The 16,244-nt window shown below is 42.6% G+C and carries 12 protein-coding genes and 1 pseudogene; 10 read left to right on the top strand and 3 right to left on the bottom strand.

All coding sequences use genetic code 11. The features are described from left to right. The first annotated feature begins 58 nt into the window (after positions 1-58). The 5 genes and pseudogenes from Q0081_RS23710 (at position 59) to Q0081_RS23690 (ending at position 6,811) form a co-directional block, all read left to right on the top strand. A complete protein-coding gene (locus Q0081_RS23710) occupies positions 59-2,182 on the top strand; it encodes a tetratricopeptide repeat protein (protein WP_298359609.1) in 2,124 nt (707 codons plus the stop codon). A gap of 36 nt (positions 2,183-2,218) precedes the next feature. Then, positions 2,219-3,733: a malate dehydrogenase (quinone) gene (gene mqo, locus Q0081_RS23705; protein ID WP_298359606.1), complete on the top strand. Its 1,515-nt coding sequence runs from the start codon at positions 2,219-2,221 to the stop codon at positions 3,731-3,733. Positions 3,734-3,756: 23 nt separating this feature from the next. Then, positions 3,757-6,168, top strand: coding sequence for an outer membrane beta-barrel protein (locus tag Q0081_RS23700; protein WP_298359603.1), 2,412 nt, complete (start codon positions 3,757-3,759; stop codon positions 6,166-6,168). A gap of 57 nt (positions 6,169-6,225) precedes the next feature. Beyond that, positions 6,226-6,687, top strand: a pseudogene (locus Q0081_RS23695) (DUF6934 family protein); the annotation flags it as partial. Beyond that, entirely contained in the window at positions 6,668-6,811 is a 144-nt protein-coding gene (locus Q0081_RS23690) for a hypothetical protein (RefSeq protein WP_298359597.1), read from the top strand. The pseudogene Q0081_RS23695 and the gene Q0081_RS23690, both read left to right, overlap by 20 nt. Positions 6,812-6,907: 96 nt before the next feature. Here the strand turns inward: Q0081_RS23690 and Q0081_RS23685 are convergent, their stop codons facing one another. Then, positions 6,908-7,753, bottom strand: a complete 846-nt coding sequence (locus tag Q0081_RS23685; protein ID WP_298359641.1) for an MBL fold metallo-hydrolase — start codon at positions 7,751-7,753, stop codon at positions 6,908-6,910. 165 nt (positions 7,754-7,918) lie between these two features. Here Q0081_RS23685 and Q0081_RS23680 point away from each other — a divergent pair, with 165 nt between their 5' ends. Next, complete coding sequence (locus Q0081_RS23680; protein WP_298359594.1) at positions 7,919-8,641, top strand: hypothetical protein; 723 nt, start codon at positions 7,919-7,921, stop codon at positions 8,639-8,641. Between the two features lie 171 nt (positions 8,642-8,812). Continuing rightward, entirely contained in the window at positions 8,813-12,175 is a 3,363-nt protein-coding gene (mfd, locus tag Q0081_RS23675; protein WP_298359591.1) for a transcription-repair coupling factor, read from the top strand. Between the two features lie 412 nt (positions 12,176-12,587). Here the strand turns inward: mfd and Q0081_RS23670 are convergent, their stop codons facing one another. Beyond that, positions 12,588-13,379, bottom strand: coding sequence for a hypothetical protein (locus tag Q0081_RS23670; protein ID WP_298359588.1), 792 nt, complete (start codon positions 13,377-13,379; stop codon positions 12,588-12,590). Between the two features lie 210 nt (positions 13,380-13,589). Between Q0081_RS23670 and Q0081_RS23665 the strand changes: the two genes are divergently transcribed. Then, a complete protein-coding gene (locus Q0081_RS23665; RefSeq protein WP_298359638.1) occupies positions 13,590-14,057 on the top strand; it encodes a DUF6265 family protein in 468 nt (155 codons plus the stop codon). A 55-nt stretch (positions 14,058-14,112) separates the two neighbouring features. On the opposite strand, the gene Q0081_RS23660 is transcribed toward Q0081_RS23665, so the two are convergent. Beyond that, positions 14,113-14,841 carry a DJ-1/PfpI family protein gene (locus Q0081_RS23660; protein ID WP_298359586.1) on the bottom strand — a complete coding sequence of 243 codons (729 nt, stop codon included), beginning with the start codon at positions 14,839-14,841 and terminating at the stop codon, positions 14,113-14,115. A 617-nt stretch (positions 14,842-15,458) separates the two neighbouring features. Between Q0081_RS23660 and Q0081_RS23655 the strand changes: the two genes are divergently transcribed. Next, positions 15,459-15,683, top strand: coding sequence for a hypothetical protein (locus Q0081_RS23655; protein ID WP_298359584.1), 225 nt, complete (start codon positions 15,459-15,461; stop codon positions 15,681-15,683). Beyond that, positions 15,683-16,078, top strand: a complete 396-nt coding sequence (locus tag Q0081_RS23650) for a putative toxin-antitoxin system toxin component, PIN family (protein ID WP_298359581.1) — start codon at positions 15,683-15,685, stop codon at positions 16,076-16,078. Before Q0081_RS23655 ends, Q0081_RS23650 begins: the two co-directional genes overlap by 1 nt. The last annotated feature ends 166 nt before the right edge of the window (positions 16,079-16,244 follow it).

Genomic DNA, 16,244 nt, shown 5'->3' with positions numbered 1-16,244 from the left:
TTTTGGAGATATTCGCCATATCGCCTTACATTTGATTTGTTTTCCAATTAGCGTGGTTATGTCAAAATCCAAGAAGGGGACTCTTCAGCCCATAAAAACTCCTCAAAAACAGCAAGTTGAGCTTGCACCCGTTTCCGTTTTATCGCAAGAAAGCTTTTCGGGTGAGCCGCTTCAATCCCCCAAAATACCCATAGTTAATAATGCTCTTTTTCGAAAAATATTTTGGGGAATAGCACTGGTATTGCTTATTGGTATGCCCTTGCTGAGTACCCAATACGGCATTACGGCTGATGAATGGGGTAATAAAGCCTACGGCGAACTGTGTTTGGACTACTTCACCAGTTTGGGTCAAAAGAAAGACGCGCTCTCTTATGCTCCGCGCGGTGGGGAGGTCATGTACTGCTATGGCCCTACGCTTGATTTGATTTCGGCGGCTATCTACCGAACTATGGGCAGCGACCCCTATACGGTAAGGCATATTCTGCTTTCCTTGATGGGGGTACTGATAATGGTGGGTTGCGGTCTTACTGGGCGACTTTTGGGCGGCAATTGGCGGGCTGGTGTGCTGGCGTTGGTGTTTGCGCTGTTTTCGCCGCGTATTTTTGGCGATTCGATGAACAATCCCAAGGATATCACCTTTGCGGCAGGCTATATTTTGACGGTGTGCTTTTTGATTAAGTTTTTGCAGGAATTGCCAAAACCTACTTGGCGAACAACGCTTTTGGTTATCGCCGGAATTGGGATTGGACTGGGGAGTCGTGCGCCAGGATTGGCATTAGTGGGATATGTACCGTTTTTTGTTGGAGTGGAAGTGTTGTTTAGGAAAGACTTACGACAAATTGTTTTTGGAGATAAATCTGTCTTAACAAATGTAGCTGTAAAGACGCTGACGGCTACGCTGGGTGGGTATCTGCTTGGGATTCTTTTTTGGCCGTTTGCGTTGGCCAATCCGTTCAAGAATCCATTGACTGCGCTGCAAACACTGACGAATTTTCCAATCAGTATCAAAACACTGTTTAACGGTACAAAGATTTATTCGACTGCACTGCCGTGGTACTACGTGCCCAAGTACATGATGGTGTCAACGCCGCTCTATTTCCTGTTGGGCCTGTTGATTTTTGTATTGATACTTCCTTTTGTTCGCAAACATTTCAATCAGCGTTATTTGCTGATTACCGCCTTTGTAGCCTTGTTTCCCCTGATTTACGGTATTTCTAAGAACTCAGCTTTTTACAACGGCTGGCGCCATACCACCTTTATTTACCCGCCTTTGGTAGCGTTGACAGCCGTAGGATTTGAGTACCTGTTTCGCCGTTTTTCAGGTATTGGTCAGAAAGTTTTAGCAGGTGTATTGGCCGTATTGATTGCGTTACCGTTGTGGTTTATGGTTAAAAATCATCCGTATCAGTATACCTATTACAACGAATTAACGGGTGGAATGAAAGGGGCATTCGGTAAATACGAAACTGATTATTTTGGAGGAAGTACGCGCGAGATTGCCGATTGGATGAAGAAAAATATTCCGAACATTGAAAAAGACAGCATTAAAATTGCCAGCGATTATTTTGTGCCTTTGAAAGACTATTTTACGGAATATCCTAAGTTGAAATTAGCCTATCGCCGTTATTATCAACGATCTGAACACGACTGGGATTACGGCGTATTTTTAACAGGTCACCTCACACCCAGCCATTTTCGCAACGGTGAAGTGTTTCCTCCTGCGGGCACTATTCATAAGATTGAAGTCAACGGGATTCCTATTGGTGTCGTTGTAAAGCGATTGAGTAAGGATGATTTTCAGGGGATTCAACTGATTAAGGAAGGAAAAATACCCGAATCGATTCCTTATCTGGAAAAAGCCCGTCAAATAGACCCTAACAATGAAGTCGTGAGGTTGTATTTAGCCAATGCGTACGTCAACGTTGGTAAATTCAGCGAAGCACTTCAGGAATGTCAGAAAGCATTGGAGATTTTTCCTGAGTATTTGGGTGCGATGACTACAATGGCGGTGGCGTACATCAATCTCAACCAAAACGACAACGCCATTTTTATGCTCAACGAAGTACTGAACCAAGACCCTGCCAACCGCGACGCGGCAACGTATCTGGCATTGGCGTATGAGCGTAAAGGAGACCTGAATGCTGCCAATCAGATTCGGGCTCAATTGCAGCAGCGGCAGTAATGAACCGATTACTCAACCCATTTTAGCTATATATTTATGTTTAACCACAACGATGCTCCCATAGTTGATTACGATGTAGTGCTTATCGGTGCCGGTATTATGAGCGCTACGTTGGCTGTCTTTTTGAAAGAATTACAGCCCGACTTGAAAATCGAAATCTTTGAACGATTGGATAAAGTAGCGGGCGAAAGTTCAGATGCCTGGAACAACGCCGGTACGGGACATTCGGCTTTTTGTGAACTTAATTATACGCCTCAACACGAGGATGGAAGTATTGACATTTCAAAAGCCGTTAAAATCGTGGAGTCTTTTGAGGTCTCCAAGCAATTTTGGTCTTATTTGGTCGAGGATGGATATTTCAGTAGTCCTCAATCGTTCATCAACAGTATTCCTCATAGCAGTTTTGTATTGGGTAAAGAAGATGTGTCGTTTTTGACTAAAAGATATAAAGCATTACAGGCTTGCCATCTTTTTAAGGATATGGTCTTTGCCGACGATATTGAAACCCTTACTCAGTGGATGCCGTTGATGATGCAACAGCGCGACGCGTCGCATGAAATGGCGGCGACCCGCATTGAATTGGGTACGGATGTTAATTTTGGAGAGCTGACGCGCAGTCTGTTCAACCACCTGAATGGCAGCCATGATGTAGAAGTACTGTTAAATCATGAAGTGAAATCGTTGCAGCAAGAGGAGGACGGGCAATGGATTTTGAAAGTTGAAGATGAGGTAAATGATAAGAAGAAACGGGTACGGGCCAAGTTTGTGTTTATCGGTGCCGGAGGCGGTTCGTTAAGTTTGTTGGAAAAGTCGGATATTGAAGAAGGAGAAGGTTTTGGTGGCTTTCCCGTGAGCGGGCAATGGTTAGTTTGTAAAAATGAGGAGTTGATACAAAAACACCACGCCAAAGTATATGGCAAAGCCAAAGTAGGAGCGCCGCCCATGTCGGTACCGCACTTGGATACGAGGGTGATTGATGGCAAAAAAGAACTTCTTTTCGGTCCTTTTGCCGGATTCTCAACCAAATTTCTGAAAGAAGGTTCTTATTTTGATTTGGCTCTGTCGCTTACGGTGGATAATATTTTGCCTATGTTGAGTGTAGGTATTCATAATATGCCGCTTACCAAGTACCTGATAGAGCAGGTAATGCTCAGTTTTGAAGATAAAATAGAGGTCTTGCGGGAGTTTATTCCCAATGCCCAAGCCGAAGATTGGGAGTTGACCGTGGCGGGTCAACGAGTACAGGTGATTAAGAAAGACGAAGAGGAAGGAGGAACGCTTGAGTTTGGTACTGAGGTAGTTGCTTCGGCCGACGGGACGCTCGCCGCTTTGTTAGGCGCTTCGCCGGGAGCTTCGACGTCAGTGTCTATCATGCTTGAACTCATGCATAAATGCTTCAAGACTGAAATGGCATCAGAAGCATGGATGACGAAACTCAAAGAAATGATACCATCTTATGGCAAACACTTAGTAGATGATGAACAATTGACAAAAAGTATAAGAACTCGAACACACCAACTATTAAAATTGACACCGATAGCCCCGGATTAACTATAAACGCATTAATAGTCAACATGAAATTCACCCCTTTATTAGTCGTTCTTTTCTTCTTTAGTTTTGTATCCACTTTTTCCTTTGCCCAAACGAAATCCATCACAATTCGACTTACCGATGCAGCCAATAACCCCGTCATTGGGGCAACGCTAAGGCTGGCAGAACGAGTTGATTCTACCAAAAAACTGTATAACATTGCTGATACCTCGGGAACTGCTAAGTTTAGTATAGTTTATGAAAAACAATACATACTGGAGGCAAGCTCCATTGGTTTTAAAACACTCAAAAAAGGTATTTCGCCTACTAACAGCCTGATTTCCTTTGTGTTTGTGATGGAAGCCGATAAACGAACTCTGAACGAGGTGGTTGTTACGGCTCCTAAACCATTGATGCGGCAGGAAGACGACAAGACCATCGTTGATCCCGAGCCTATTGCTGCTATCAGTACAAGTGCAATGGAGATTATGGAAAAAATACCGGGTCTTTTTGTGGATCAGGACGGCAATGTGTACATCAGCAGTTCGTCACCGGCTACTATCTACATCAACGGCCGTGAACAAAAAATGAGCTCAGCCGATGTGGCTTCCCTTTTGAAGAACCTTCCCCCTAACAGCATTGCCAAGATTGAGATTTTACGTACGCCTTCAGCCAAATTTGACGCCAGTGGGAGCGGGGGAGTGGTAAATATCGTATTGAAAAAAGGCGTCAAAATTGGAATTACGGGAAACCTGAGCGCCGGATTGAACCAAGGACGCTACGGAAATCAATTCTTTGGAGGAACAATCAACAATAACACGGGCAACCGAACTTCTTACCTTACACTCAATTACAATCGCCGGAATACCTACGACCAAGTACAAACCGACCGCCCTTTTTCGCCCGATTCACTCTTGAGTCAACGTTCATTTACAACTACCCCCGGGCGTACTTTGTATACCGGGTTCGGATTTGGGTTTACCCCTTCTAAAAAGTGGGAAATCAGTTTTGACGACCGCATTACCTTCAATAAGTTTGAATCATTTGCCGATAATCACAATGAAATCAGGCGAATAAGCGAGAATGTACTCGTTACAGAAAATATAAATACGCTGCGCAACGATACCCGCGCTTTCTCTTTCAATCAGGATGTATCGGCCAAATACAAGATAGATACCATCGGTTCTGAACTTACGGCTGATGTAACATACAGCTTTTTTCAAAACAATGGTACACAGGTATTTGGCACTAATTTCATACAGCCGTTCAGAGCAAGCATCGGCGGTGATGGTGATATTAACAGCAATCGAAATTCCTTTACAGCCCGTACTGATTTGAAGTATCAATTACCGCATAAATTAACCATAGAAGCAGGTCTGAAAACGTCGGTTCAGCGGTTTACCAATGACACGGAATACTTTAGTCAAATGGGAACGACTCGAAAACCCGATACGTTTCGGACGCGAACTTTTCAATACGACGAAAATATAAACGCTGCTTACGTGCAGGCTTCCAAAACCATTGATGCTTTCATTCTCAAGGTAGGAACGCGCCTCGAAACGACTTCCATGGACGGTCATCAGCGTTCGCCCGGCGATACTTCTTTCCATATTAGACGAGTTGATTTGTTTCCGTACATCTTTTTGAGTCGACGAGTAGCGAAGATTGCGGGGTATGAATTACGGGGTTATGCCGTCTATCGTCGTTCCATCACGCGGCCTGTGTATGAGTATTTGAATCCCTTTCCGCGCTATTTGGATCAGTATCTTTATGAGACAGGTAATCCCACGTTGCGTCCTCAATTCACCCAAAACATAGAAGTCAATATCAGTGTGCAGGATCGACCTATCTTTGCGATAGGACGTAACTACACCAGCGATATTTTTACAAATGTAGTATATCAGGACGCTAAAAACCCCAGTTTGGCCTATCGTACGTACGATAACCTTGGGAAAAATCAGGAAACATACTTTCGTTTGATAGGAGCGATTCCGCCCGGTGGAAAATATTTCTTTGTAGTCGGTACACAGTACAACCACAACAAATACGACGGACTTTACGAAGGCAAACCCCTTAGTTTTCAGCGAGGCTCATGGTCTATTTTTACCTTCCACACGCTAAAGTTGGACACTCGTTCTACCCTCAGTCTCAATGGCTTTATTCGCCTAAAGGGGCAGTTGCAGTTTTTTGAATTGAGTAATTTTGGTTCATTGAACGTAAACATCAACCGACGATTCTTTAACCGAAAACTAACGGTGACACTCTCAGCCAACGATATTTTTTATACTTCCAAAAACCAATTTACCCTCAAACAAGGCAGTATTTCAGCTTCGGGTTTCCGGCAAGGCGATACCCGGCGTATCGGTCTCAACATTCTCTACAACTTCGGCATCCGCAAAAAAGAAGAACGTCAGAATATGATGAATTTTGAGAGCTTGGAGAAGAGTGTGAATTAAGGTTGTTGCTTAGGGAAATTTACCTGAATATAAATGAGATAAAATTTTTATAAATATCAACTTGATAATGAGTGCCTTTGGTTTGAGTTTGAAAGTGTTAGTGAGCTAAAAACCGTAAAAAAAGTTGTTGTATTTACTCCTTTTGAAGATAACCCGATTCTCTATAATTTGGCTTTGGCAGATTCCTTTCCTGATGGTTCATATAGTGATAAATCAATAACGAATAATGATGATATGGAGATGGTGATGGCAACAGTTATTCAAATAGTATTACGATTTTTTGAAAAATACCCTTCAAAAATGGTTTATATTGAGGGAAGCACACCGGAAAGAACTCGACTGTATAGAATCATTATGTCAAGAGAACTCTTGGAAATTGAAAAAGTTTTTACTGTGTATGGACTTATCGGGAACAACCCGGAACTTTTTGTTAAGAACCTAAATTATGATGCTTTCGTTATTTCTTTGAGAAACCAAAATAATCTATTAAAATTGCTATATGAAAACGACAATCAATAAAGCTGAAATAAAAAACAAAAAAGGCGAATATTCTTCGATTGAAGAATTAGTACAAGCTAAATTAAAACGTTCTACTCAAACACTAAAAAATGTTGATTTGAGTAAATTACAAAGACTTGTGTAGCCACGAGCATACACAAGTCTCTAAAAAATAGCTTGAAGTATTAATTCGACATCGCCCCGCGCAGCAGCAGACCGTGGGCGACCCCATCTGCCCTCGTCATTCCACATGTATTCCCTCTCCAATCCCCAAAACCCGATAAGGTGTTTCATACTGCTTGGCGTAGTTTTCAAAAAGTGTAGGGTTTTCGGTGTTAAATTCAAACAAATCGTAATGATGCGGAATGACGAGTTTTGCTCCGATTTCTTTGCCCAGACGTGCGGCTTCTTCCGCGTTTAGGTTTCCGGCTACGCGGCGCTCCGGTTTGTTACCGTTGATGGGTAAAAAGGCGACATCCACGCCAAAAGGTTTTAAAATCTCTACGATTCCGTCGTACCAAAGCGTATCCCCGGAGTGATAGACACGATAGTTGCCAAACTCGGCCACAAATCCCATGAATTTGCATTGTCCCCGGTCATCACGTTCGAGGGCATTGTGAGCCGCAGGAACACCGTAGATTTTAAAACCGCCCACTTCTACATGGTGACTGTCATTGAGCCCAATAGGGAATTCGGGCGCGCATTGCAGACGGGCACACACAAAAGCTCGATTGGCTTCGGGAATAATCATCTGAATCGTAGGATTGACTGCCAAAAGGGGAAGCAACGTATCGGCATCCAAATGATCGGTATGGTTGTGGGAAGAGGTGACAACATCAATGCTTTTCAGAAGAGACGGATCTATGACCCGCTCACTCATGCGTACGTGAGGCTTGTCTGTTTGGGCGTATTTAAGACTGAGTGAGTCTGACAAATAAGGGTCAAACAATAAGTGGCGGCCTTTCCATTGAATTAAAAAACCGCTTTGTCCCAACCACCATACCCGAAAGCCGTCAGTGATATTCGTTTGAGATTGGATGTCCCGAAGCAGAGCTTCATCTTTTTGAAAAGCAGGAATGAGCGTCATTGGGAAATAGAAAAAAATTGGCGTGAGCAAATAAAACCCATATTCAGGGATTTTCTTTGCTTTTTTGTAAAAAAATGGCCGAATAATAATCAGGAAGTCATTGGATTTCCTTTTTTGCAATTATCACCCTAAATTGTCGTTGTGTTTAAAAAATTAAAAATGCTTATGATTCGTATCGGAAGATGTGTGATTGTTTTTTTAGGAATGACTATCAGTACTGTTCAGGCTCAGGATTTTGACCGTTTCTCTTTTAATATCGCTGGTGGAAAAAGTCTTTCTGTACGTCAGTTGGCTACCCAAGTATTTGGGGAAACACGGGGAGAACTCGCCGGGGATGGTATCGGTGCGCAGGCAATTCTTGCTTTTTATCCCACCCGAAGATTGGGAATTGCCGTTCGAGGTTCCTACAATCAAAATAAAACCCGTCAGGAAGGAATTATACTAATTGCTCAAAATCAATACAATGTAGTCAACCCGGTCGTCGAGTCAGCCAATCATTGGAATGTAATGAGTGCGATGATTGGCCCAACCCTGCGCTTGGGAGGCAATGGTTTGGGGTTGGAAGGACGTTTATTGGTGGGCTATGCGATGGTAAACAGCCCGGCTTTTGTAACAACGGGGCGCTTTCAAACCTTTGATATTCGTATTCAAACGCAATCTCAAAAAGCCTCTGATTTGGCGTATGGTGCCGGGGCTACGCTCAACGTAGGGATTGCCGGAGGCATTGCCCTGGTGGTAAATGCCGATGCGAGTTTGATAAGTACCACATTTAAAAATGTAAATAATCAGGTAACAACCACAGGGTTTCCTGCTCTGAATCAATTGGTTGATATTAAACAGAACGTAGGGGTAGTCAATGTTACGGGTGGATTACGATTTTCATTCTGATTTTTTTAAATCAATTTCCTGCTAATTTTGTTGTCTTATTGGAGCCGATGAGAGAAAACCCCTCGTCGGCCTTTTGTTGTTTACTAATTTCTCTATTACAATAATTCAGGTAATACGGTTGGGACTGCTGTCGCGGTCTCTCAACTGTAAACTGCCTACTGTGAACTGATAATGCTTTCTACCCAAGACTTTCTTCAACTGTATTCGAGCGATAGCTTCGTTCAACTCATTGTCAATCAGATTTCGAGTCAACAGCCTCGTGTGCAGGTAAAAGGCTTGGCAGGGAGTTTGGATGCGGTGTTGGCGGCGGCGGTTTATCAAAATTTGCCTCGGCTGAATTTGTTTGTTACCAACGACCGCGAAGAAGCGGCGTACCTTCAAAATGATTTACAAAATCTGTTAGATCGGGAAATACTGTACTACCCGACTTCGTACAAACGGCCGTATCACTACGAGGAAATTGAGAATGCCAACGTATTGATGCGCGCCGAAATTCTGAACAAACTCAACGTGACGGCGGCGGATAACCTGTTGATTGTCACCTATCCAGAGGCATTGTTTGAAAAGGTAATCAACAAACGTTCGTTGTTATCAAACACCTTTACGGTGAAAGTTGGCGAACGGTTGGATGCGCAGTTTTTGCGAGAGTTTCTATTGGGGTATGATTTTGAAATCAACGATTTTGTATATGAAGCCGGGCAGTTTTCGGTACGCGGAGGAATTATTGACGTTTTTTCGTACGCCAGTGAGCATCCGTACCGTATCGAACTTTTTGGCGACGAAGTAGAAAGCATTCGTTCGTTCAATCCCGACACGCAGCTTTCCGTGGAGAGTGTCAGGCAGGTGAATATTATCCCGGATATTCAAAGTAAACTCACCTTAGAAACCCGCGAGTCATTTTTGAGTTTTCTCCCTTCCAATGCCTTGCTTTGGTTTAAAGACGTAGAGCTTACGCTGGAAGTGATTGAACAGTGTTTTGAAAAAGCAGAACAGGCTTTTGTCAATGTGAAAAGCGGTGACATTCAGTTGGTTCAGGAGCCGGACGAGATGTTTGAAACCCGACGGGGATTTTTAAACCAAATCAAGACTTTTAAAACGGTTGAGTTTGGGAAGCGATTTTATAGCCCCTTTATCCCCAAAGGGGAAAATGATAAACTCCCCCATCGGGGGGCATGGGGGGCTAAGCCGCAACCCTCTTTCAATAAAGATTTTAAACGACTGATTGATGATTTGGGTGAGCGACAACAGCAGGGATTTACCAATGTGATTGTTGCCGAATCGCCCAAGCAATTGGAACGGTTGGAGAAAATTTTTGACGAATTGGACCCGTACGTCAAGTTTCGACCACTGAACATATCGCTGCGGGAAGGGTTTGTGGATGAACAACTTAAGATAGTTTGCTATACCGATCACCAAATCTTTTCCCGTTTTCATAAATACCACATCAAAGAGAAATTCAGTAAGTCGAAGGCACTCACTTTAAAGGAGTTGAAGTCGCTCAAGGCGGGTGATTTTGTGACGCACGTGGACTACGGAATCGGGCGTTTTGCGGGTTTGGAAAAAGTGGATGTGGGTGGAAGAGAACAGGAAGCGATTCGTTTGATTTACCGCGACAATGACATTTTGTTCGTGAGCATCCACAGTTTGCACAAAATCGCCAAATACACGGGCAAAGAAGGCGGTGTGGTGACGATGAGCAAGTTGGGCTCGCCGGAATGGGAAAATAAGAAATCGAAAGTTAAACGCCAACTCAAGGACATTGCGCAGGAATTGATTGCGCTTTACGCTAAGCGCCGTTCGGCCAATGGTTTTGCGTTCTCCCGCGATACGTACTTGCAGGCAGAGTTGGAATCTTCTTTCATTTACGAAGATACGCCTGACCAAGCCAAATCTACGGCGGATGTGAAAGAAGACATGGAAAAACCTAATCCCATGGACCGTTTGGTGTGCGGTGATGTGGGTTTTGGAAAAACGGAAGTGGCAATTCGGGCGGCTTTCAAGGCCGTTACCGACAGCAAACAGGTAGCGGTATTGGTGCCGACCACAATTTTGGCGATGCAGCATTACAAAACCTTCAGCGAACGTTTGGCTGATTTCCCCGCAAGAGTGGAATACATCAACCGCTTTAAATCTGAAAAACAAATCAAAGAAATCCTGAAAGATGTTGAATCGGGACGGATTGATATTTTGATTGGCACGCACCGAATCGTGAATAAAGACATTAAATTCAAGGATTTAGGATTGCTGGTCATTGATGAAGAACAAAAATTTGGGGTCAAAGTCAAAGACCGACTCAAAGAATTGCGGGTGAATATTGATGTATTAACGCTTACTGCCACTCCAATTCCACGAACGCTGCATTTTTCTCTTATGGGCGCTCGCGACTTATCGGTCATTGGTACGCCACCGCCTAACCGTCAGCCTGTTACGACTGAGGTGCAGGTCTTTAATGAGGTGTTTATCCGAGATGCCATCAGTTATGAGTTGGCAAGGGGAGGGCAGGTGTTTTTTGTCCACAATCGCGTCAATGACATTGATTCCATCGGTAATATCATCCTGAAATTGGTGCCCGAAGCCCGCATTGGCGTGGCGCACGGGCAAATGGAAGGGGATAAGCTGGAAAAAGTAATGATGAAATTCATTGAGGGGGAATACGATGTATTGGTCAGTACCAACATCATTGAATCAGGAATTGACATTCCCAATGCCAACACGATTATCATTAATTCGGCGCATTATTTCGGAATGTCGGACCTGCACCAAATGCGTGGACGCGTAGGGCGCTCCAATCGTAAAGCTTTTTGTTATTTATTGACTCCGCCGCTTTCGCACCTTACCTCTGACGCCCGTAAGCGATTGCAGACCTTGGAAGAATTCTCCGAATTGGGCGATGGGTTCAAAGTAGCGATGCGCGATCTGGACATTCGCGGGGCCGGAAACCTGCTCGGAGCCGAGCAAAGCGGCTTTGTCAATGATTTGGGGTATGAGATGTACCACAAGATTTTGGACGAGGCAGTACAGGAGTTAAAACAGACGACTTTCAAAGATTTATTCGATTTGGGAGATGCCGTGGAGGCCACGAGAACCGACTGTCAGATAGAAACCGACTTGGCTATTTTGATTCCGGATTACTACGTGAAAAATATTTCGGAACGTTTGTCGTTATATACTCGTCTGGACAACATCGGTAGTGAGGATGAGTTACGTGCGTTTGGCGATGGTGTTGCAGACCGCTTCGGTCCCCTCCCTGAGGAAGTGAAAGGGTTGATAGAGATGGTAAGAATCAGGTGGATGGCCGAAGCGCTTTTTATGGAAAAATTGACTCTCAAGAACCAGACCCTCAAGGGCTATATCGTCACGACTGGCAACGATGCCTTCTTCCAATCCAACAAATTCGGTCACGTACTCGCTCACATTCAGCGCAATCCCCGCCGGTTTGCCTTAAAAGACCTCAAAAACAAACTGTTATTGACCTGCTCCGATGTGAAAGACTTGGTAGCACTGCGTACTATTTTGCAGGAATTGACGATTTGATTTTTACAGTACTTGCAGTAAAACTACACAAACTCAAGAAGTTTTGATAACTAAACAGCGACTTTTGGAGCATTTCCCGTGTTACAAACACTCTGCTTATTCTGAGTCGCAGTTATAAACTACGACTAACGAGAGTTCTCTTGCGATTTCCACTAACGAGTGTATAATCGCCACACACTGGTTATTTTAAGAATTTATGGCGGTTATACAACGTTATCAGGGTATAACCGCCAAATCTGTTGTGCAAGTATGCCAAATAATTCCTTCTTTTGCAAAAGGAATCGAAAAAAGTTACCAAGCGATAATAATTGCTGTTTCAATCCTCCCTTATTGTGGTTCTGTTATGAATTCAACTCTCGCACTTTCAGGGGCTATTGTGGATGATGACGCTGATGTTGGCGAAGCGCTTCAATTATTCAAACGACGACACGACGACATAGTTATCGGTGCGGGTAATGCCGTAGAGGACAAATTTGTCTTTTGTACTTCGGTCAAAAGCAAAACTTTGGCCTTCACTTGGCGTTGAAATGGTTTTGACATATTGCAAAATAGAGCCCCGCACGGGTAATTTGAGAACGTACAATTCAGGTTTATCGTGGCCGGTGCAGTAAAGCAACCCATCTTTTCCCCAGGCGCCACCGGAAGTGCTTTTAGGGGCAAAAGCTTCCAGAATTTTCGGAGGAAATGCCCACGATTGCAATTGTTGCCACTGCATATTGAATTTGACCAACGTAGTCCAACGATTGTCGCGACCACCGTCCGAATTTTTGTCCGAATAATTGGCAAAAGCAGCCCACCAATGTCCCTGATGAAAATCTATCCAAGTAAGTGAGCCCGGAAAAAGACCAAAACTATGGCTTTCGATAGGCATGAGGGTGGTTTTATCAAAAACCTCTATCGAACTTGCCATGGGTTTGTCGGGGTAATTGGAATGGGAGCAGTATAACTTATTGCCAATCACGATGCCCGCATTGATATGTTTCAACAAACCTGTCGTATCCTTCCACGCTGCCACCTGTTTCCCGTCGGCTTTGGTGTGTTTGGTGATAGACGTATTATTGATGACATAAAAATGGTTTGCATCAACAGCGACACCCTGTTTTACCTCAGGCAACTGAAAACGCTTGATTTCTTTGGCTTGCTGCGCTTTAACGTTGATAGAAATGAAAATAAAGAGGAAAAGTTGAATAAACGGCTTATTCATAGGTGATTGAAAAGAATAGTGAATCAGGTCAGGAATCATTGCTGCCAAACTTTCAAAAGTTGTTGACTTTATCTCGTAGCAGTTAGTTGTAAAGGTAAAAGTAATTTTATGGACTGAGAGTCTTATACTGTCATTTTAACATCCTACGATTTACACAATTTAATAAACCATTTTATGCGCTTTCGTTCTATTCGCTTTGTTTCATTTCTTATGGCTGTATTTCTGATGATAGGAGTTGCAGGATTTTCACAGAAAACGGCTTTGTTGGCTGATGTTGCTTTTATGAAAGGGCATTGGCTCGGTACCTTTAACGGCGGCCCTATTGAAGCATTTTGGGCTGCACCCGTAGGCGACAACCTCACGGGCTTTATGCGTATGATGCGCGACAATAAAGTGACGATGTACGAAATGCTGATTTTTGAACAGACCGAACAAGGCCCAATCGTACTGGTGAAGCACTTTAAACCGGGATTGATTAGTGTGGAAGAGAAAGAGATTTCGGACCGATATCGCTTTATTGAAGCCAAAAAAGACCAAGCGCTTTTTGAAAAACAGGATGGCTCTATCCGGATTATTTACGAAAAACGCTCTGAAAATCAATTGGTGATTCAACGTGGAAATCAAAAAGAAGGAAAATGGGTATTTGTGGATTTGTTTGTGTTTGATCGGGTTCAATAATATCCTTTAATTACTTTGTCTATCAGCGTATTGGCCATAACTGATACGCTGATTTTTATTTCAAATCCTGCAAATAGAAGTTATCTACCTCTTTGTTTTCCTGCCAGGTGTATTCAATTTCGTACGCTATTTTTCGGGCCAAATCACTTCCGTGTACATCACGTATGAAACCTAAGGTCATGTCCATACCTGCCGATATTCCCGCAGAGGTATAAAACTTGCCGTCAATGGTCCACCGTGCTTTTTTTATCCACTTTACTTTTTCTCCCTGCGATATGGCCCAATCATAAGCCCGTTTATTGGAGGTGGCTGTCCTTCCATTCAGTTGACCCGTTTTGGCCAACAGTGCAGAGCCGGTGCAAACCGTTAGGGTATAAGTAGAGGTGGAGGAAAGCTCTTTGATTTTGGAAATCAACGCTTCATGTGACACTTCTTTTCGCGTTCCCATACCGCCGGGAATGAGGAAAATATCCAACGAGTCTTTTTCCCGAAATTTTTCCGTGACAATCTTGACATTTTGGGTGCTCGACACAATTCCTCCTTCCAACGAGTAAAATTCGATGGTATAGAATTCTTTCAATCGACCGAATATTTCTACCGGGCCAAACACATCCAGGGTTTCAAAGTTGTTGAAAAGTAAAATGCCGATTCGCTGTATTTTGGGTTTCAGGGCTTTCGGCGGAGTGTCAGGTCCTGCTCCGTTTCGGTCGGTTTGTGAAAAACCCGTCAGGTAGAGGGCGAATAAGAATGTGGTGAGGCAGGAGGTAAGGAGCCGTTTTTTCATCTTGAAGAGGGTTAGAAATGCGCTGAATCGTAAGAAATGCCAAGGTCAAATTTACGAAAAACAACCAATAAACCTTCTTTTGGGTACGGTTTTGCAATTTTAGGAAAACGGCGTTGAAGGCTAGTTGGTAGATTGATTGGCGCTTGCCGTGTTACAAATGCTCTATTTATTCTTGGTTTGGATCGGACCGCCGACGCGGACAAAAGCAAGGAACGGTAGGAGTTTTTTCCGTGCAACTTATAATTGGACGAAGTGCTTCATTCATTATATCAACTGATTAACAGTTGTTTAACGTGAAGCGGTTTAAAATTTGATAAAAACTCATTCTTTTTAAGAACTTGTTGCAATAGGATAAAATTGTGATTAAAATTGCAAGCGAAAGTATTAAATAATGAAGCAAAAATACATTAAAGAGGAGACAATCTTACGAAAGTGGGAGATAGATGGACATCCAAATTACTTTTTTGGAGAAGACAAGAAATTATATCATGTAGTTTATCGTTACCATTTGAAAGAGTTTAAGCAGATTCTAAAAGTCTATTCATTAAGCTATATACTTGATAGTAAGTTTTATACTTTGAAAAAGTTAGAACCATTGATTAAAAATAATTATTAAGATGGAAGCAGTTACAAAATTGAACTCAATGCAGATGTTTATGTTAAAAATCTTTGACAGACAACTGAATAGTAAGCAAGAACAAGAAATAAAGCAGCTATTAGCTGAATATTTTGCTAAACAAATTGATGAAGAAATGGATGAGATTTGGGAGACAAGAGGCCTTACCCAAAAAGACTTGGATAAAGCACTTAATGCACATAAACGAACGAAATACACTCATTGATGAGATTAGTAATTGACACACTTGTAAGTATTCCAAAACTTTCAGAAACAAGATGGCTTTTTGATGGGCTACGCTCAGGTATTTTTGAGTTTGGAATTACAACTGAAATTTTAGAAGAGTATGAGGAAGTTATTGGGGATTTTTATTCTCCAAATTTAGCACACAATGTTGTTGAAATGTTACCAAATCTAAAGAATTCTCTATTGATAACTCCATATTATTATTGGGATTTGATTGTCATAGATAGAGATGATAATAAGTTTGTTGATTGTGCAATTGCTTGCCAAGCAGACTATATAATTACTCACGACAAACACTTTAAAGCTCTTCAAAAGATTGCTTTTCCAAAGGTCAGATGTTTGAAAATGAATGACTTGAAAAAGCTATTATTTTAATTAAGTAATCAATCAAATTTAGATTAGATTTATTATATTGGCGCCATGAGCCGAAAAGAAAAACATATTGACCTGATAGAATCTGAACTAATTACCTTGCGGGAAGGGACAAAATATCATCCTAAAGTGGAGTTTAGAGAAAAATGTCGTGCACTTTTATTGAATC

It is taken from the genome of Runella sp., from assembly GCF_027484545.1.
Classification (GTDB): domain Bacteria; phylum Bacteroidota; class Bacteroidia; order Cytophagales; family Spirosomataceae; genus Runella.
The sequence above is the reverse complement of the archived record's forward strand: the minus strand, read 5'-3'. Positions and strand labels throughout refer to the sequence as shown.